Raw genomic sequence first — 17,128 nt, 5'->3', positions numbered from 1 at the left:
AGCAGAAGGATCGAGCACAATGGCACGCGCGGTGTGGAGTGACGACGAGGTCGAAGCGGTACGCGAACTCGCCCGGACGTTCTTCGAGAAGGAAGTCGTCCCGCACGAGGAGAAGTTCGTCGCACAGGGCCATCCGGACCGTCACCTGTACAACCGGGCCGGCGAGCTGGGTCTGCTCTGCGCGTCCATCCCGGCCGAATACGGCGGGGGCGGCGGCACTTTCGCGCACGAGGCGGCGGTCATCGAGGCCCAGACCGTGGCCGGTGACGGCGCGCTCGGCATGTCGGTGCACAGCGGCATCATCGCGCCCTACCTGCACCACTTCGGCTCCGAGGAACTCAAGCGGCGGGTGCTGCCCAAGGCGGCCAGCGGCGAGATGGTGCTGTCGATCGGCATGACCGAACCCAGCACCGGCTCGGACCTGCAAGCCATCAAGACCCGCGCGGTGCGCGAAGGCGACGAGTATGTCATCACCGGCTCAAAGATCTTCATCTCCAACGGCTGGCTGTGCGACGGCATCATCATCGCCGCCAAGACCGACCCCGCCAAGGGCGCGGCCGGCGTCTCGCTGATCTTCGCCGAGGTCGGCGACGACACCCCCGGATTCAAGCGCGGGCGCATCCTGAGCAAGATCGGCGGCAAGGGGCAGGACACCGCCGAGCTGTTCTTCGACGGGCTGCGCGTGCCGGCCGGCAACCTGCTCGGGCCGGCCGAGGGCCAGGGCTTCTATCAGATGATGCAGATGCTGGCCCAGGAGCGCCTGGTCACCGGCATCCTCGCGGTCACCATGATGGAGAAGGCCGTCGCGCTCACCGTCGAATACACCAAAGGCCGTGAGGCTTTCGGTAAGCCGCTGTTCGCCATGCAGAACACCAAGTTCGAACTGGCCGAGTGCGCGACCATCGCCAAGATCAGCCGGGTTTTCCTGGACGACTGCATCGACAAGCATCTGCGCGGCGAACTCGATATCCCCACCGCGGCCATGTCGAAGTACTGGCTGACAGACCAACTCGGTATCGTTGTCGACCGCTGCCTGCAACTGTTCGGCGGCTACGGCTACATGACGGAGTACCCCATTTCGCAGCTCTACACCGGCGCCCGCGTGCTGCGCATCCTCGCGGGCAGCAACGAGGTCATGAAGGATCTCATTGCCCGAGCGCTCTGACACCTCCGGCGCGAGCGCGACGGTGCCCGCCGACGGCACCGTCGCCGTGTCGCGCCGCCGTCGCCTCGAACCCGACGAGCGCCGTGCCCAGATCCTGGCCTGCGCCATCGACATGTTCGGCGAACGGCCCTACGCGGCGGTGTCGACCGCCGAGCTGGCCCAGCGCGCCGGTGTGGCCCGCGGCCTGATCAACCACTACTTCGGCAACAAGCGCGATCTCTACCTGGCCGTGGTGCGCCGCATGGTGACCCTGCCGCGCCCCGACGCGATGATCGTGCCCAGCGGCACCGATGCCGAACGGGTGCAGGCGAGCGTGCGCTGGCTGCTGGACACCATCTCCGAGCACGGCAGCACCTGGGTGAAGGTGACCAGCCACGAAGGCGTCGGCAACGACCCCGAGGTGCAGCAGATCCTGGACGAGGCCGACGACGCCGCGGCCGAGCGCATGCTCGTGATGGTCGGCCTGGCCGATTCGGCACACAGTGCACAGTTGCAGGCGCTGGTGCGCGGCTACGGCGGGCTGGTCAAGGTGGCCGGGCGGGAATGGATCGTGCGCGGCACGCTCGATCGGCCGCAGGTGCACGAGTTGCTCGCGGACATGCTGATGACCCTGGTCACCGTGACGATGCCCAAGATCGATCGCACCTGAGAATTACCGGTAGGACTGCCAGTTCTGCCGGTACCGCGCCTGCGTCGCGTTGTAGCGCCCGGACTGGCGCGCGACCGGCGGGTGACCGAGCCGGTCGTGCTCGACCTCCATCCGGCCGTGGCGGCGGTGCTCCATGGTGAGCACGGCGAGCCCGGCCAGCCACAGCGCCACCGCGATGATCGCGCTCATGATCGCCCAGCCTTCATAGCCGTATCCCGCCGCGGTGAGCGCGCACGCGACCGCCACGATGCCCAGCGCACAGAGAATCACGCCGGGAACGTTGTGGCTATCGCCCAGAAACTCACCCGCCTGCGCCTGCCAGCGCTGGCCTTTCAGCTGGTCTTCTTCCTCCTCATAACTGCGATCACCCCACATGGCAACCTCCTACGGGATATGGCAAATGAGCGGCAACCTCAGGTTATGCCCGAACGCCACTCCGCGCCCGGTTTCCGGCAGCTCTTACCGAGTTCGTTATTTCCCGCTTCCCGTGAACTCGTTGCCCCGGGCACCTATTGTGGTTCGAAATCGGGGCGGGGTTCGGTTAGCCCGAGGCACCTGCGCGAGAGATACATGCGAGAGGGACCTTGATGGCACGCACACAAGAGTGGCAGCGCGAGCGCCGGCGGCAAGAGCTACCCGCGGAGGACCGCTGGGAGCGCGAGCAGCAGGAGCGGGCCGAGGGGCGCTGGCCGCAGGTGCAGGCCGAGGACCTGGAATTCGGCGAGGAACGCAAGCCGGTCGTCAATCCGTACGCGATCGTCGCACTCGTCGCGGCGCTGCTGCTGTTGTTCCCGGTGGCGATCGTCTTCGGCATGATCGCCTACACGCATCCCAAGGGTAAGAGCATGGCGACCTTCGCCCTGCTGCTCGGATTCGCGGAGGCCGCGGCCATCGCCGGCCTGTTCCTGATGTCGGGAAACGCGTTACAGGACTTGGTGTCCGGCTCCGAGAGCACGGTCACCACCTCGGCGATGGCCTCCGCGCAGGGCAGCGCCGTGCCGCAGAGCACCGCGGCCCCGACGACCGCCGCGCCCACCACCACCGAGGCGAGCGCCCCGGCCAGCACGACCGCCGCGGTGCGCAAGGGCGCGGGCTGCTCGGAGGCACAGGCCGGGCTGATCGGCGCCGGCGGTGACGGCGGCACGCTGCTGTGTCTGGCCAAATCCGGCAAGTACGAGTGGTCGGGCCCCTACAACGTGGGCACCGGCCGCTTCACCGAGGGCGAGCCCTGCCAGCCCTCGATCGCCAAGACCGGGCGCAGCGCCGAGGGCCGCGCGCTGGTCTGCGAGGCGGGCGACGACAGCGGGTCCTGGACCCGCTGGACCTCCTAGGTCGGCTTCTTCGCCTTGCTCGGCTGCACCCGGGGCGGTTCGTTCGGCATCTTCGGATAGACCGGCGGCCACGGCGCGTCCATCAGCCCGGCGGCCAGATCGCGTTCGGACATCTCCAGCAGCGGCGCCAGCGACTGCGGCTTGCGATCAGCCCACGGGTCACCCAGTTCGGCCAGCCGGGCGGGCACCGTCGCGATGGTCAGTTCCTCGGGCACCACGGCGTCGAGATCGGCCCAGGCCAGCGGCGTGGACACCTGCGCGCCGACCTTGGGCCGCACGCACCACGCGCCGAACACGGTGCGGTGCGGCGCGTTCTGGTTGAAGTCGACGAAGACGCGGTTGCCGCGCTCCTCTTTCCACCAGGCCGCGGTGATCCGGTCGGTGTGCCGGCGCTCGAGTTCGCGGGCCAGCGCCACGGCGGCCGCGCGCACCTGGTAGCCGTCCCACGACGGTTCCAGCAGGGCGTAGATGTGCAGGCCGCGCGAGCCCGAGGTCTTGACCCGGGAGTCGATGCCGAGTTCGGCCAGCAGGTCGCGGGTGCACACGGCGGCGTACTTCAGATCGTCCAGGGTGATGCCGGGCGAGGGATCCAGATCGATGCGCAGTTCGTCGGTGACGCCGGTGGGCGGCAATTCCGTTCCGGCGGCGTCGAAGACGGGCGCGGCGGTGCTGTGGGCCGCCGCGTCCGCGTGCGTGGGCCAGACGTGGAAACCCAGGCAGCCCTGGTTCACCGCCCACAGGATGTGGGCCAGATCGTGCGCGACGAGCGCGTCGCTGGTGGTGCCGTTGGGTGTGGACACCTCCACGGTGTGCAGCCAGTCCGGCGCGGTCTTGGGCACGCGCTTCTGGAACCAGGATTTGCCGGACGCCCCGTCGGGATAGCGTTCCAGCAGCAGCGGCCGGTCGCGCACCACACCGAGGAACGGCTCGGCGACCGCCTGGTAGTAGCGCACCAGATCCAGCTTGGTCTCTTCCCGTTTGGTGAAATAGACCTTGTCGGGATTGCTGATCGTGACGGTGCGGCCGTCGGTCTCGATGTCGATGGACGCGCTCATTTTCCCGCCTCGCGAGCTTCGCTGAAGATGGCGCTCAACTCGGCCGGTGCGACCTCTTCGAGCTGGGCGTAGGTGCACGATTCCGGGGTGCGGTCGGTGCGGAAGCGAACCAGCCGGCCGCCGTGGCGCAGCCGCCCCGACTGCACGTGCTCGTAGCGGACCTCGGCGACCAGTTCGGTGCGCAGCGCCTCCCAGGACAGATCTTTGCCGCCGGTCCAGCGGCTCACCCCGCCGGGCATCTTGCCGTCGGCCTTGGCCTGGGCTGCCATATCCGCCCACTCGCGCCACGGGTGATTCGCTAAAGCGTTCTCGCGCAAGGGCTTCAGCTCGTCGACCAGTTCGGCGCGCCGGGCCTTGGTGAAACTGCTCGCCACCCCGACGTGATGCAGCCGGCCGTCCTCGTCGAACAAGCCGAGCAGCAGTGAACCCACGCCCTCGCCGTCTTTGTGCCAGCGGAAGCCGGCCACCACGCAGTCGGCGGTGCGCACGTGCTTGACCTTGAGCATCACCCGCTTGTCCTGCAGGTAGACCTCGTCGTCGGCCTTGACCATCACGCCGTCGAAGCCCGCGCCCTCGAACCGGGTGAACCAATCCTCGGCCACGGCCGGATCCTGGGTGATCGGCGTCAGGTGCACCCGCGCCGGTTCGGTCTCGAGGATGGTCTCCAGCAGCCGCCTGCGCTCGCGGAAGGGCTCCTCGGTCAGATCCTTGTCGCCGAGGGCGAGCAGGTCGAAGGCGACGAAGCTGGCGGGCGTCTCGACCGCGAGCTTGGCGACCCGGGACGCGGCCGGATGCAACCGGTTCTGCAGGGTGTCGAAATCCAGGCCCTCCTCGGTGACCATCACGATTTCACCGTCGACCACGCATTTGTCGGGCAGCGCCTGCTTGAGCAGCTCGGCGACCTCGGGGAAATAGCGGGTGAGCGGGCGGTCGTTGCGGGAACCGAGTTCGACCTCGTCACCGTCGCGGAACACGATGCAGCGGAAACCGTCCCATTTCGGCTCGTAGCTCAGGCCCGGGCCGGGCGGTACCGACGGCGCCGACTTGGACAACATCGGCTTCACAGGGGGCATCACCGGCAGGTCCACGCGCTCCTCCTCGGATTCGGTGCGTCATCACCCATGTCGACGTCGTAGCCGGCGCACATTCATCGGTGCCTTCGGCTCGATCGTAGGTGGCGGGTCCGACACCTGGCCCCGGATCCGGCCCGCCGGGCCCGGCAAATCTGAAGAAAAGTCTATTACCAGCAGTTATGCCCACAACGCGAGAACGTGGCTACCCTGGATTGCGGCATTACTCCAGAACTCGTCGACAGGCGCGGCAACGCGCGGAGAGGTGGTTCGGAATGGCGAAGCACAACAAGCCGGGAATGTTCGGCAAGGCGCTGCGCGCCCTGGCGCTCACCGGCATCGCGGCGGCGATCACGAAATTCGTGCAGAAGCGGCAGGCGGATCAACGCGCCAGCGAACGGCAGGCCTATTCGCGGGCCGCTACCGCCGCCTCGCACTGACCCCGGGCAGCACGGCTCAGTCCAGCCAGCCGTGCTGATCGGCGAAGGCGGTCAATCGATCCCGGATGGTGAGGATCTCCCCCGCGGTCAACGCGGGGCTTGCGTCCAGCAGCAGCTCGGTGATCAGGCGTTTGTGTTCGGCGGCAGTCAGACCCCCGGTGACCGCGCGGTCTTTTTTATGGCGGGGAGCGGGCGTATTCGACTGGCCACCCACGGCGCTCAGATTGATCGCCTTCGGCCCCCGGTCGCCCTCGGTGACGTCGAATTCGAATACCCGGCCCTGCCGTAGCTCGTCTTCGTCCAGGCCGATGTCGTTCACGTGCACGAATACATCCGGGCCGCCGTCTTCCGGCCGGATGAACCCGAAACCCCGAGAACTGTCGAACGACACCAATTTCCCGATGGACACCAAAACACCCGCTCCTCGCCGCCGTAACTACCCGGACACTTTAGCTCCGTTTCTCCTCATCGGAGTTCGAAAGCGCCTTTTGCAGCGAGTTGAAGACGGTCAATCCCTGACCGACCATTCCGTTCACCATTTCGCTGACGCCGTCCGGCCCGTTCAGCACCGTCAGATTGGCGTTGGAAAGCCCCAGCGAGGCCTGCTTCACGATTTCCGGCAACTGCTCGATGAGCAGCTGATCCAGCGCGATCCGATTGTTGGACGCGGCCGCCTCGGCCTGGATCCGGGTGCGATCGGCTTCGGCGACCGCCAGAATCCGCACCCGCTCGGCCTCGGCCAAGGCCGGTTTCACGATTTCGGTCTGCAACTGCTGCTCACGCAATTCCGCTTCCTTGCGCGCCTGCGTGGCCTTGGCGATGAGCACCTCCTGCAGCGCGATGGCCTGGGCCAGCGGCCCCGCCTGCGCGGCTTCGGCATTCGCCTTGTCGATATCGCGCTGGAACTCGGCTTTCAGCACCGCGGTCTCGCGCGAGTATTCGGCCTGCCGGCGCAGTGACTCCTGCTCGGCCTCGGCGGCGCGCTGCGCGGCCTGGGCCTGGGCGATCTGCGCGTCCCGCTGCACGGCGGCGTTGTGCGGCGCGGCCAGGGCGTTGATGTAGCCGAGGTTGCCGTCGTCGATGGACTGGATCTGGAACGAATCCACCCACAGGCCGATATTGCCCATCTCCACCTTGGAGGCGATGAGCACCTCGTCGGCGAGCTTCTGCCGCTCGCGGATGATCTCCTCGACCGTCATCGAGCCGACGATGGAACGCAGATGACCGGAGAAGATGCGGCCGGTCAGCACCGACATCTCCTGTTCCTGCTCGGACAGGAAGCGCTGGGCCGCGTTCACGATCGAGGTGGTGTCGTTGGCGACCTTGAACGCGATCACCGCGCGCACATCGAGCTGGATCGCCTGCTTGGTGACGCAGCGCTCCTTGATCTCGGACTCGAACATCGCCAGCGACAGATAGCGCACCTTGCGGAACAACGGCACCACCCACAGGCCGCGCCCGATGATCACCCGAAACGGCGCGTTGTCCTTGACCTTGGCGCCGCTGACCAGCATCGCCTCGTCCGGATCCGGCACGTGATAGCCCAGCACCCAAGTCTCCCTTATATTTCCGGATTCGAACCCAGCTCGATCCAGGGCACTACGTCGACGATGCGCCCCGGGTTCACCGAAATGATCAGCACCGTGGCGCCGGCCGCGATCGGCTCGGTCGCCCGCGCTATGTACAGTTCCGTTCCCCCGCGAATCGCCACCAGGACCTCACCCAGCATCCCGGCTCCCCGGATCGGCGATGTCAGCGTACCCGTCAAACCCGCCACGGGGTCGTTCATCGCACTGAACTCCTCGAATCGACACCAAACTGCCAGCGTACGTGCGCCGCAGCGGTTTCCGATACGGGATCGCGCGAGGAACTCGACCGGCGGTTCAGCCGGGTGCGCGGTCCGCCGCGGCCAGCGCGGCCAGGATCGGGGTGTCCGGGTCCGCCGCGATGCCCTGGCGCCGCAGGAACCCGTCGATCAGGCCCCAGACGAATTCGCCTGCCCGCTCGACGAATTCGGCGGTGTGCTCGGGCGCGGGACGGCCGGTGTCGCCCAGCCACAGATCGGTGACCGCCACCACGACGCCGACCACGGCGCGGGCCAGATAGTCGATGCCCGAGGAATCGATCGACAGCGATTCGGCGATCTCGCGGGCCTGCGCGGAGAACCGGCTCGCGGCCGCGCGGCCCAGATCGAATTGCAGCACCGAACCGTCGGACCGGGTGGTGACCTGTGCCTGCCCCAGGAATCGGAAGACGTTGGGGTGGGCCAGGATGCTGTCGGCGTAGGCGGTGAGCACGCGACCCAGGGCGACCCGGGGCGGCTGCAGGATCAGGGTGAGGTCGCTGCCCGCGGCGGTGGCCGCGGACTTGGCGACGCGATTGCCGATCTCGGTGTACAGGTCGGCCTTGTCGGCGAATTGGCGGTACAGCCGCGGCTTGGTGATGCGGGCCTCGCGGGCGATGTCGTCCATGCTCGGGCGCGGTCCGTCGCGGTCGATCACGCGGATCGCGGCGTCGACGATCTCCGCGCGCGTGATGGTGCTCGGCGCGGAGCGGTCGGTGGAGCGGGGCACGTCCGGAGCATACACGTACCGGCAGTACGCAACCTGTCCCCAACTGCCGCCCGCAGGTCCAGCGCGTGATCCAGGTCATAGGGCTGGACCAGGTTTTCCCTTGCCTCCGGGGAATACGTACTGTCAGTATCAACGAACGTACCGGCGGTACGATATCGACCGCACCGGCTCTTCGATCGAGGCAAGAACATGAGCGACCGCACCGAGCAGACCCGTCCCAGCGCCCCGCGAGCAGCCACCGCGGCGCCGGGTGCCCCGCGCCGGAGCCGGGTGCCCGCCGACGGCGGCGACCTCGCCGTCTTCGAATGGGGCGATCCCGCGGGGGAACCGCTGGTCCTCGTGCACGGCCTCTCCGATACCCACCTGGTGTGGGCCGAGGTCGCGACGCTGCTCGCCGACGGCTTCCGGGTCATCGGCTACGACGTACGCGGGCACGGCCGCTCATCGAAACCACAAGCCCTGCGGGACTACCGGCTCGATCGGCTGGCCGCGGACTTCTTCGCGGTGCTCGACGCGGTCAGCCCCGATCGGCCGGTGCACGTGTGCGGGCACGGCTGGGGCGCGGTGCAGGCCTGGGAAGCGGTCTGCGACGAACGCGCCAATACCCGGATCGCCTCGTTCACCGCGATCTCCGGCCCCAACCTCGACCATGTCGGAACAACGCTGCGCGAGTTGGTCTCCGAGCCGTCGCGCGCCGCCCAGCTGGTCACCGACCGCAAGTTCTGGCGGCACGGCCCCGCCACCGCGCAGACCGCCGCCCGGCGGCTGGCCTACCCGCCGCGGGCGCGGACCTGGCTGATCGAACGACTCGGCGGCATCCCCCGCGCCCACGCGCCGATCGCCCGCACCGTGGGCTCCGATCTCGTCGCGGGGCTGCGGATCGCGCACGTCAACCTGGCCCATCATCTGCTGCGGCCGCGGGTGCGCCGGACCGCGGTGCCGGTGCAGCTGGTCGTCGACACCACCGACGTGCTGGTGCCGCCGTTCCTCTACTACGGCAGCGCGCGCTGGGTGGATCGCCTGTGGCGGTTCGGGATTCCGGCGGATCACTGGCTGCCCTCGACCGAACCGCTGCTGGTCGCCGAGGCGATCGCCAACTTCATCGACGACCTGCGCGCCGGCTCCTCCGCCTAGCACCACCCCACCTCCAGAAAGCGAACGCGTATGTCCGACGCAGCACAGACGCTCGCGAAAACCCTCGGCGCTCCCCTGCCGGCGGAATTCGACAGCCTCACAGAGGCCGACCTCACCGCCCTCGACGGCCTGCTGCGCGGCGCGCTCGCGGGTCGCGCAGCACGGCTCGAAGCCGCCACCGAGACCTCGTTGCAGCTGATCCCGCGGCTGCTGCGCCCGGCCGTGAAGAAGGTGCTCGGACTGTGACGCGAGCACTGCTGGTCCGGGCCGAGACCATCAAACTGGCGCGGCTGCTGGACATCTCGGATCCCGCGCGGCTGGATTTCCTGAGCGGGCTCTCCCCCGAGGCGATCCGCGCCTTCCGAGAGCGGGCCACCGATCTGCTCTTCGACCGCGACGCCCGGCGCATGCAAGGGGTCGCCGCCGCGGCCGAACTGGTGCCGACGGCGATCAGCGCGAAGGCCGCCGAGCGCGCCTTCGGCCCGGTGCTGTGCGCGGCGGTCGCGGGGTCGGTGAAACCGGCGCAGGCGGTGGCGATCGCCAAGGCGCTGCCCGCGAAGTTCCTCGCCGAGACCGCGGTGCGGCTGGATCCGCGCCGCACCGCCGCCGTCATCGCCGAGGTACCGCCGCGGCTGGTGGCCCAGGTCGCCAAGGAGCTGTTCGCGCGCGGCGATCACGTCACCATGGGGCGGTTCGTCGGGGTGGTGCCCGAGCCGTCGATGCGGGCCGCGCTGCCGGAGGCCTCCGATGCCGACCTGCTGCGGATCGGGTTCCTGCTCGAGGACAAGTCGAGGATGGACACCCTGCTCGGCATCGTCGAGGACCGGATTCCGGGTGTCATCCGCGCGGCCTACGAACAGGGGCTGTGGGCCGAGGCGATCGATCTGCTGGGCACCGTCAACGCGACGAACCGGGTGAAGATCGCCGATGTCGCGGTGGGCTTGGGCACGGAGGTGCTCGGTGCGCTGCTCGCAGCGGTCCGGGACCTGAACGCGTGGGCGACGCTGATCCCGATCGCGCAGGCGCAGGACCCGGCCGAGCGGGTTCGGGTGCTCGAGATCGTCGCCGGGATGGCCGACCTGGACGGCTTCCTCGCCGCGCTGACCCCGCAGACGCCGAGCGCGGTCTGGCAGTCGCTGATAGAGGTCCGCGCGCAGATTCCGCCCGCACTGGCCGAGCGGCTGGCCGCGCGCGCCGAGGCCTGCGCGCACGCCACGGTCGCCGACGACCTGCGCGCCGCCTGAGGCAGCCGGAGCCGGTGGCCGACCGGCTCCGGGTGACCCAGGTCATGCGCGCGAGGCTTGGTGGTGCCCGGGCTGGGGGTCACGCGGGCGGGTTTGCGAGAATAGAGGCTCGATTGCCCAGCTCACGAAGGACTCCTCTACCCGCGATGGCCGAAAGCAGTATCGATTCCACCGAGCTCGCGACCTGTCTGCGGGTGCTCGAACAAGCCGGGCAGCTGGACAAGGACCATCCGGATTCGCTCGAGGTGCAGCGCGCGGTCGGGCATATGTTCAAAAAGCTCAAGCAGCGCCGCCGAACCGCGGCCCGCGCGGCCGTGTCCGAGGCCGACCGCGCCGTGGTCGCCGCCACCGCGACCGGTTCGCCGAGCCGGATCGACGACGAGACGGCCGGCATCCCGATCAGCTCGAACGCCCGGGGCGCGAGCGCGGGCGAACTCGTCCGGGCCCGGCCCTGCTACATCTGCAAGGCGCGCTACACCCGGGTGGACGCGTTCTACCACCAGCTCTGCCCGGACTGCGCGGCCGACAGCCACGCGAAACGCGACGCGCGCACCGACCTGTCGGGCAAGCGCGCCCTGCTGACCGGCGGCCGCGCCAAGATCGGCATGTACATCGCGCTGCGCCTGCTGCGCGACGGCGCGCACACCACCATCACCACCCGCTTCCCCAACGACGCCATCCGCCGTTTCGCCGCCATGGACGACAGCGCGGACTGGATGCACCGGCTGCGCATCGTCGGCATCGACCTGCGCGACCCCGCCCAGGTGGTGGCCCTGGCCGACGACGTCGCCGCCCAAGGCCCGCTCGACATCCTGATCAACAACGCCGCCCAGACCGTGCGCCGCTCGGCGGGCGCCTACTCCGCGCTGGTGGACGCCGAGAGCGGCCCGCTGCCGGTCGGCACGCTGCCGGAGATGGTGAGCTTCGGCAAGACCATGCAGGCGCATCCGACCGCGCTCACCGCCTCGCTCGCCCCGACGCTGACCGCCGCCGATGTCGCCGAGCTCGCGCTCGTCGCGGGTTCGGCCACCCCGGAACGGATTTCGGCCGGTATCGCGATCGACGCGGGCGGGCTGGTGCCCGATCTCGCGCACACCAACAGCTGGGTGCAGACCGTCGGCGAGGTCGATCCGACCGAACTGCTCGAGGTGCAGCTGTGCAACTCGGTCGCCCCGTTCATCCTGGTGTCGCGGCTGCGCCCGGCGATGGCCGCGGCACCCGCGCGGCGCAAGTACATCGTCAATGTCTCGGCCATGGAGGGCCAGTTCTCCCGCGCCTACAAGGGGCCGGGGCACCCGCACACCAATATGGCCAAGGCCGCGCTGAACATGCTGACCCGCACCAGCGCCCACGAGCTGCTCGAGGAAGACGGCATCCTGATGACCGCCGTCGACACCGGCTGGATCACCGACGAGCGTCCGCACTACACCAAGATGCGCCTGGCCGAGGAGGGCTTCCACGCGCCGCTGGATCTGGTGGACGGGGCGGCCCGCGTCTACGACCCGATCGTGCAGGGCGAGAACGGCAACGACCTGTTCGGCTGCTTCCTCAAGGACTACCGGCCCTCGCCCTGGTGAATCGCGCCTAAGCTGGTGCTGTGCTGTACCGGCTGTTGGCCGACGCCACCGCGGCCGCCCACTTCGCGTTCGTGGGCTATGTGGTGGTGGGCGGTTTCCTGGCGTGGCGGTGGCCACGCACCCTCTGGCTGCACCTGCTCGCGGTCGGGTGGGGCTTCGGCACGGTGCTGATCGGGTTCGACTGCCCGCTCACCGATCTGGAGAACTGGGCCCGGCGGCAGGCCGGGGACGCCGGACTGCCGCCGAGCGGGTTCATCGACCACTATCTCACCGGGGTCATCTACCCGGATCAGGCCGTGAATCTGGTGCGGGTGCTGGTGGCCACGCTCGTTGTGGCGTCGTGGGTCGGATACCTGCTGCGACTGCGCGCGGCCAGAGCCGCGGTGGGTTCAGCCGGTCACTGATCGCGTTGCGGCACTGGTCATCCCAGTGTCTCGGCGACGACCTTCGCCACCGCGGCGGACTGCTCGTCCAGATAGAAATGCCCGCCCGGGAAGGTGTGCAGGCCGTACCCACCCGTGGTGAAATCCCGCCACTGCGTCGCCTGCTCCGGCGTCGTGGTCGGATCGGCCGTGCTCACCAGTACCTCGATGGCACAGGTCAGCGGGTCGGCCGCACGGTGGACGTAGGTCTCCACGGCCCGGTAGTCGGTGCGCACGGTCGGCAGGATCAGTTCGGCCAGACTCGGTTCGGCGCGCAGGATCGCCACCGAGGCGGGGTCGTTGGCGAGCCGTTCCAGGTCGCCGATCAGCGCGTCGTCCGAACCCAGGTGGTAGCGGCCGGGTTCGGCGTAGGTCGGCGCCGGACGGCCGGAGACGAACAGGGTGCGCAACCGCTGACCGCCGCGTTCGAGCCGGACAGCCGTCTCGTAGGCCACCGTCGCGCCCATGCTGTGCCCGAACAGCGACAGGCCGGCCAGGGGCGCCTGCCGAAGTAGTTCCGCCGCAATCCGATCCGCGAGTTCGTGCAGGTCACCGATGGCCGGGTCGCCGACCCGGTCCTGGCGGCCCGGGGGTTGTACCGCCACCACGGCGACGCCGGAACCGAACTGGCGGGCCAACTCTCGATACGCGGTCGCCGAACCTCCGCCCGGCGGAAAGCAAACCAGCTGATGGCGCGGTGCCGGATCGGCGCGCAACACCCGCAGCCAGTCCGTGCCGGTGATCGCCTTGTCCACGTCCCTGTCCTCCTGTTCACGAAAGTAACACGCAAGCATTTCACCAACCCACGACAAACGCGCGGCACGACTAGTGTCGACCAGGTGATCGCGCATGCACGACTGGTCCACGACTACGAAACCGGAATCGGGGTACCCGGCTCCCCTATCGCTTCCGCACCCGATCCCGGCAGCAATCTCGCTGCGACACTTCCGGTCTGGGGTCTGGCCGCCGGATCGGTGGCCGCGCTGACCGCGGCCGCCAACCGGCACCGGCAGGCGAACCGGCTGGCGCCGGTCTCGCACCGGATCGATCCGATGCGGATCAACGCCGCTTTCCGCAGCGACCAATTATTACGGGTGGACGGCCGCCAGGTCCCGATGTTCGGTGACCTGTCCGGATTCTTCCCCACCTTCGACGGCTGGGTCCGCACCCACGCCAACTATCCGCACCACCGCACCCGGCTCCTAGCGGCCCTCGGGCTACCGCCGGAGGCGCCGGAGGACCTCGCCGTGGCCATGCTGGCCATGACGCGCGCCGCCGACATCGAGGACAACGCGGCCGCGGTCGGCGCCATCGCGGTGCGGGTCCGCACCGAAGAAGAATGGGCGATGGAACCCCAGGCGCAGGCCGCCGCCGCGGGCCCGCTGGTCGCGATCGAGCCGCGCACCGACCGCGCCGCGCCGCGCTACCGCTCCGATCCGACGCCGTTCCAACCTCTCCGGGGTGTGCGGGTGCTGGATCTGACGCGGGTGATCGCCGGACCGGTCGCGACCCGGGCGCTGGCGCTGCTCGGCGCGGAAGTGCTGCGGATCGATCCGCCGCAGCTGCCCGAGATCCCGTGGCAGTTCCTGGATACCTGCCAGGGCAAGCGCTCCACCCTGCTGGACGTGCGCTCCGAGTGGGCCGCCTTCGACGAACTCCTGGCCTCGGCCGACGTGCTGGTGACCGGATACCGGCCGGGCGCGCTGGAACGCGCCGGGCTCAACACCGAGGTCCGGCCCGGCCTGATCCACGGCCGGATCAGTGCCTGGGGCGAGGCCAGCCCGTGGGGTGAGCGCCGCGGCTTCGACAGCATCGTGCAGGCGGCCACCGGCATCTCGATCATCGAGGGCGCGCCCTCGGTGCCGGGTTCGCTGCCCGCGCAGGCTCTGGATCACGCCTCGGGGTACCTGCTGGCCGCCGGGATCATCGACGCGCTGGTGGCCCGGGTCTTCGACGGCGTCGGTCGCGATGTGCGGGTTTCCCTGGCCCGCACCGCGTCCTGGCTGCTCTCGGCCCCCGATCGGTCCCCCGCGCATTCCGGCCCGACGCCACCCAGCCCGGCGGCCGCCGTCTATCGCGGCAACACCATCACCGCCGCGCCCGCACTGGCCGAATACCCCGACTACCTGTGGGCCGCACCCGAATACGGTGGCGACGAACCCGCCTGGCCGGTCTACAGCCGCTGACCTCCACCCCCGCGGGCCGGAAATTGCTTTGCGGATCTTGCCGGGGGGCGATGAGATGGTGGTCCGGAGTTCGTCAGTACTTGCGTGAGCCTCAGTAACGCGCCGGAGGGAAGCCTCGTGTCCACCACCAGCGATCGAACCATGCTCGCGCCCCGGGCGGGACGCACCGAATGGATCGGGCTGGCGGTGCTCGCGCTGGCGTGCCTGGTCTACGCGATGGACATGACGGTGCTGCACCTGGCGGTTCCGATGATCAGTTCGGACCTGCGGCCGACCAGTGCGCAATTGCTGTGGATCATCGATATCTACGGCTTCATGGTGGCCGGGCTGCTGATCACCATGGGCACGCTCGGTGATCGGGTCGGGCGCCGGCGCATGCTGCTGATCGGGGCGGCGCTGTTCACCGTGGTGTCGATCGTGGCGGCCTTCGCGCCGAGCGCGGAGACCCTGATCGTGTGCCGGGCGCTGCTGGGCATCGCCGGGGCGACGGTCGCGCCGTCGACCCTGTCGTTGATCTTCAACATGTTCCGGGACAAACGGCAGCGCTCGGTCGCCGTCGGCGTCTGGGTGGGCGCGTATTCGACCGGCGGCGCGGTGGGCCCGATCTTCGGCGGATTCCTGCTCCAGAACTTCTGGTGGGGCTCGGTGTTCCTGCTCGCGGTGCCGGTGATGGTGCTGCTGCTGGTCCTGGGGCCCAAGGTACTGCCCGAATTCCGCGACGAGGACGCGGGCAAGCTCGATCCGATCAGCGCGGCGCTGTGCGTGACGGCGATGATCGTGCTGGTCTTCGGCATGAAGACGATCGCGCAGGACGGCCTGAGCGGGACCGCGGTCGGCGCGCTGCTCGGCGGCGCCGCGATCGGCGCGCTGTTCGTGCGCCGCCAGCTCACCAGCGCGGATCCGATGCTGGATCTGCGGCTGTTCCGGTTGAGCACCTTCCGGATCGCGTTGCTGATCAACATGATCGGGATCTTCGTCGCGTTCGGGTACTTCCTGTTCGTCGCCCAGTATTTCCAGCTGGTGCTGGGGCTGTCGCCGCTGGCGACCGGCCTGGTGATGGCGCCCTCGGGCCTCGGGTTCATCGTCGGCTCCCAGCTGACCCCGCGCCTGGTGCGGGTGGTGCGGCCCGCCTACCTGATCGGTGCCGGCATGGCGCTGGCCGGTATCGGTCTGCTGATGATGACGCTGCTGACCGCGGACGGCGGCTACGGCCTGGCGCTGGCCGCGTCGGTGGTGTGCTCGCTGGGCCTGGCGCCGGTGTTCGGCATCACCACCGAGATCATCGTGGGCTCGGCGCCGCCCGAGCAGGCCGGCGCGGCCTCGGGGGTGTCGGAGACCGGCGCCGAACTCGGCGGCGCGCTGGGCATCTCGATCCTGGGCAGCATCAGCATCGCGATCTACCGCGGTGATCTGACGACGACGCTGCCGGCGGACCTGCCCGCCGACGCGGCGCGCTCGGCCCGCGACACGCTCGGCGCGGCCGTCGAGGTGGCCGCCGGAGTGCCCGGCGCACTGGGCGATTCGGTGCTCCACGCGGCACGCGACGCATTCTTGCACGGTGTGCACATCACCGCCGGGATCGCCGGTATCGCGTCCCTGCTGATCGCGGCGCTCGCTTTTCGCAAGCTCTGGTCACTGCCGCCCGGCGATTACAGCGGCGAGGACGACTGAGCGGGCCGCGCTATTCCGGGGCCAGCGCCGTCATCGCCGCGACCAGGCGCGCACCCGGAGGCATGGCCTGGCCGTCGCTGATCATCCAGAGGATCGACAGGCCCTGGGTCAGCGAAAAGTACAGGGCGGCCACGTCGTCGGCCTGCTCGGCGGTCAGCTGCGGGTGCGTCTCGAGCAGGGACCGCGCGATATCGAGGTAGGCGCCGGGCAGGCTCTCGGCCATGAACGCCTGCGATTCGGCCGAGCGGGCCACGCGCAGCATGTTCTCCATGCTGGCCAGCATCGCCTCGCGATTGTCGGCGAAGACCGCGGGCAGGCCGTCCACCATGGTCGTGAACGCCTCGGTCAGCGGGCGGCCCGCCGTCTCCCGGATGAGCGCCTCCATCGCGTCGCCGATGCCGGTGCCGAGCGCTTCGGCGAGCGCCTCGGTGACCAGGCGGTCCTTGGAGCCGAAGTGATAGCCGATGGCCGCCAGGCTCACCCCGGCCGCGGCCGCGATATCGCGCGCGGTGGTCTTCGCGACCCCGCGCTCCATGATCGCCTTGCGCGCGCCCGCCAGTAGATCTTCACGGTTTCCCATGCGTTCACCTTACAACACGTCTAAGACGATT

The 17,128-nt window shown here is 69.3% G+C and carries 20 protein-coding genes; 11 read left to right on the top strand and 9 right to left on the bottom strand.

The window, feature by feature from the left end; genetic code table 11:
* Window positions 1-19: 19 nt before the first annotated feature.
* Window positions 20-1,165, top strand: a complete 1,146-nt coding sequence (locus AB0H76_RS17090) for an acyl-CoA dehydrogenase family protein (RefSeq protein ID WP_357324100.1) — start codon at window positions 20-22, stop codon at window positions 1,163-1,165.
* A 22-nt stretch (window positions 1,166-1,187) separates the two neighbouring features.
* On the top strand, window positions 1,188-1,814 hold the full coding sequence (locus AB0H76_RS17085) for a TetR/AcrR family transcriptional regulator (protein WP_357326223.1): 627 nt from the start codon (window positions 1,188-1,190) through the stop codon (window positions 1,812-1,814).
* A gap of 3 nt (window positions 1,815-1,817) precedes the next feature.
* Here AB0H76_RS17085 and AB0H76_RS17080 read toward each other — a convergent pair whose 3' ends face one another.
* Window positions 1,818-2,189, bottom strand: a complete 372-nt coding sequence (locus AB0H76_RS17080; protein WP_357324097.1) for a hypothetical protein — start codon at window positions 2,187-2,189, stop codon at window positions 1,818-1,820.
* A gap of 212 nt (window positions 2,190-2,401) precedes the next feature.
* Here AB0H76_RS17080 and AB0H76_RS17075 point away from each other — a divergent pair, with 212 nt between their 5' ends.
* Entirely contained in the window at window positions 2,402-3,145 is a 744-nt protein-coding gene (locus AB0H76_RS17075; RefSeq protein WP_357324094.1) for a hypothetical protein, read from the top strand.
* On the opposite strand, the gene AB0H76_RS17070 is transcribed toward AB0H76_RS17075, so the two are convergent.
* A complete protein-coding gene (locus AB0H76_RS17070; RefSeq protein ID WP_357324091.1) occupies window positions 3,142-4,200 on the bottom strand; it encodes an ATP-dependent DNA ligase in 1,059 nt (352 codons plus the stop codon). The genes AB0H76_RS17075 and AB0H76_RS17070 overlap by 4 nt on opposite strands.
* Entirely contained in the window at window positions 4,197-5,288 is a 1,092-nt protein-coding gene (locus AB0H76_RS17065) for an ATP-dependent DNA ligase (RefSeq protein ID WP_357324088.1), read from the bottom strand. Before AB0H76_RS17065 ends, AB0H76_RS17070 begins: the two co-directional genes overlap by 4 nt.
* 257 nt (window positions 5,289-5,545) lie before the next feature.
* Here AB0H76_RS17065 and AB0H76_RS17060 point away from each other — a divergent pair, with 257 nt between their 5' ends.
* Window positions 5,546-5,710, top strand: a complete 165-nt coding sequence (locus AB0H76_RS17060) for a hypothetical protein (protein ID WP_357324086.1) — start codon at window positions 5,546-5,548, stop codon at window positions 5,708-5,710.
* A gap of 16 nt (window positions 5,711-5,726) precedes the next feature.
* Here the strand turns inward: AB0H76_RS17060 and AB0H76_RS17055 are convergent, their stop codons facing one another.
* The 4 genes from AB0H76_RS17055 to AB0H76_RS17040 form a co-directional block, all read right to left on the bottom strand.
* Window positions 5,727-6,122, bottom strand: a complete 396-nt coding sequence (locus tag AB0H76_RS17055; RefSeq protein WP_357324083.1) for a cold shock domain-containing protein — start codon at window positions 6,120-6,122, stop codon at window positions 5,727-5,729.
* Window positions 6,123-6,159: 37 nt separating this feature from the next.
* Window positions 6,160-7,260, bottom strand: coding sequence for an SPFH domain-containing protein (locus tag AB0H76_RS17050; RefSeq protein ID WP_357324080.1), 1,101 nt, complete (start codon window positions 7,258-7,260; stop codon window positions 6,160-6,162).
* 11 nt (window positions 7,261-7,271) lie between these two features.
* On the bottom strand, window positions 7,272-7,499 hold the full coding sequence (locus AB0H76_RS17045) for a hypothetical protein (RefSeq protein ID WP_357324077.1): 228 nt from the start codon (window positions 7,497-7,499) through the stop codon (window positions 7,272-7,274).
* Between the two features lie 94 nt (window positions 7,500-7,593).
* A complete protein-coding gene (locus AB0H76_RS17040; RefSeq protein ID WP_357324074.1) occupies window positions 7,594-8,283 on the bottom strand; it encodes a TetR/AcrR family transcriptional regulator in 690 nt (229 codons plus the stop codon).
* A 189-nt stretch (window positions 8,284-8,472) separates the two neighbouring features.
* On the opposite strand from AB0H76_RS17040, the gene AB0H76_RS17035 reads away from it, so the two are divergent.
* The 5 genes from AB0H76_RS17035 to AB0H76_RS17015 all read left to right on the top strand — a co-directional run bounded on the left by AB0H76_RS17035 (window position 8,473) and on the right by AB0H76_RS17015 (window position 12,642).
* A complete protein-coding gene (locus AB0H76_RS17035; protein ID WP_357324071.1) occupies window positions 8,473-9,417 on the top strand; it encodes an alpha/beta fold hydrolase in 945 nt (314 codons plus the stop codon).
* Between the two features lie 30 nt (window positions 9,418-9,447).
* On the top strand, window positions 9,448-9,663 hold the full coding sequence (locus AB0H76_RS17030) for a hypothetical protein (protein WP_357324068.1): 216 nt from the start codon (window positions 9,448-9,450) through the stop codon (window positions 9,661-9,663).
* A complete protein-coding gene (locus tag AB0H76_RS17025) occupies window positions 9,660-10,661 on the top strand; it encodes a hypothetical protein (RefSeq protein WP_357324065.1) in 1,002 nt (333 codons plus the stop codon). The genes AB0H76_RS17030 and AB0H76_RS17025 overlap by 4 nt, the downstream gene beginning before the upstream one ends.
* Window positions 10,662-10,807: 146 nt before the next feature.
* Window positions 10,808-12,238, top strand: a complete 1,431-nt coding sequence (locus AB0H76_RS17020; protein ID WP_357324062.1) for an SDR family NAD(P)-dependent oxidoreductase — start codon at window positions 10,808-10,810, stop codon at window positions 12,236-12,238.
* A 20-nt stretch (window positions 12,239-12,258) separates the two neighbouring features.
* Window positions 12,259-12,642, top strand: coding sequence for a DUF2784 domain-containing protein (locus AB0H76_RS17015; RefSeq protein WP_357324059.1), 384 nt, complete (start codon window positions 12,259-12,261; stop codon window positions 12,640-12,642).
* A 17-nt stretch (window positions 12,643-12,659) separates the two neighbouring features.
* Here the strand turns inward: AB0H76_RS17015 and AB0H76_RS17010 are convergent, their stop codons facing one another.
* Window positions 12,660-13,415, bottom strand: coding sequence for an alpha/beta fold hydrolase (locus AB0H76_RS17010; protein WP_357324056.1), 756 nt, complete (start codon window positions 13,413-13,415; stop codon window positions 12,660-12,662).
* A gap of 84 nt (window positions 13,416-13,499) precedes the next feature.
* Between AB0H76_RS17010 and AB0H76_RS17005 the strand changes: the two genes are divergently transcribed.
* Window positions 13,500-14,846: a CoA transferase gene (locus AB0H76_RS17005; RefSeq protein WP_357324053.1), complete on the top strand. Its 1,347-nt coding sequence runs from the start codon at window positions 13,500-13,502 to the stop codon at window positions 14,844-14,846.
* Window positions 14,847-14,963: 117 nt separating this feature from the next.
* Window positions 14,964-16,517, top strand: a complete 1,554-nt coding sequence (locus AB0H76_RS17000; RefSeq protein ID WP_357324050.1) for an MFS transporter — start codon at window positions 14,964-14,966, stop codon at window positions 16,515-16,517.
* Window positions 16,518-16,527: 10 nt separating this feature from the next.
* Here the strand turns inward: AB0H76_RS17000 and AB0H76_RS16995 are convergent, their stop codons facing one another.
* Window positions 16,528-17,097: a TetR family transcriptional regulator gene (locus tag AB0H76_RS16995; protein WP_357324047.1), complete on the bottom strand. Its 570-nt coding sequence runs from the start codon at window positions 17,095-17,097 to the stop codon at window positions 16,528-16,530.
* Between the last annotated feature and the right edge of the window lie 31 nt (window positions 17,098-17,128).

Origin of the sequence: Nocardia sp. NPDC050712 (assembly GCF_040654295.1) — a bacterium.
GTDB lineage: Bacteria > Actinomycetota > Actinomycetes > Mycobacteriales > Mycobacteriaceae > Nocardia.
This window is presented reverse-complemented; position numbering and strand designations above follow the sequence as displayed.

Coding starts and splice junctions, on each gene's coding strand:
- AB0H76_RS17060 (WP_357324086.1), top strand. CDS start 5,546: ATGGCGAAGCACAACAAGCCGGGAATGTTCGGCAAGGCGCTGCGCGCC.
- AB0H76_RS17035 (WP_357324071.1), top strand. CDS start 8,473: ATGAGCGACCGCACCGAGCAGACCCGTCCCAGCGCCCCGCGAGCAGCC.
- AB0H76_RS17075 (WP_357324094.1), top strand. CDS start 2,402: ATGGCACGCACACAAGAGTGGCAGCGCGAGCGCCGGCGGCAAGAGCTA.
- AB0H76_RS17045 (WP_357324077.1), bottom strand. CDS start 7,499: ATGAACGACCCCGTGGCGGGTTTGACGGGTACGCTGACATCGCCGATC.
- AB0H76_RS16995 (WP_357324047.1), bottom strand. CDS start 17,097: ATGGGAAACCGTGAAGATCTACTGGCGGGCGCGCGCAAGGCGATCATG.
- AB0H76_RS17070 (WP_357324091.1), bottom strand. CDS start 4,200: ATGAGCGCGTCCATCGACATCGAGACCGACGGCCGCACCGTCACGATC.
- AB0H76_RS17020 (WP_357324062.1), top strand. CDS start 10,808: ATGGCCGAAAGCAGTATCGATTCCACCGAGCTCGCGACCTGTCTGCGG.
- AB0H76_RS17080 (WP_357324097.1), bottom strand. CDS start 2,189: ATGTGGGGTGATCGCAGTTATGAGGAGGAAGAAGACCAGCTGAAAGGC.
- AB0H76_RS17090 (WP_357324100.1), top strand. CDS start 20: ATGGCACGCGCGGTGTGGAGTGACGACGAGGTCGAAGCGGTACGCGAA.
- AB0H76_RS17030 (WP_357324068.1), top strand. CDS start 9,448: ATGTCCGACGCAGCACAGACGCTCGCGAAAACCCTCGGCGCTCCCCTG.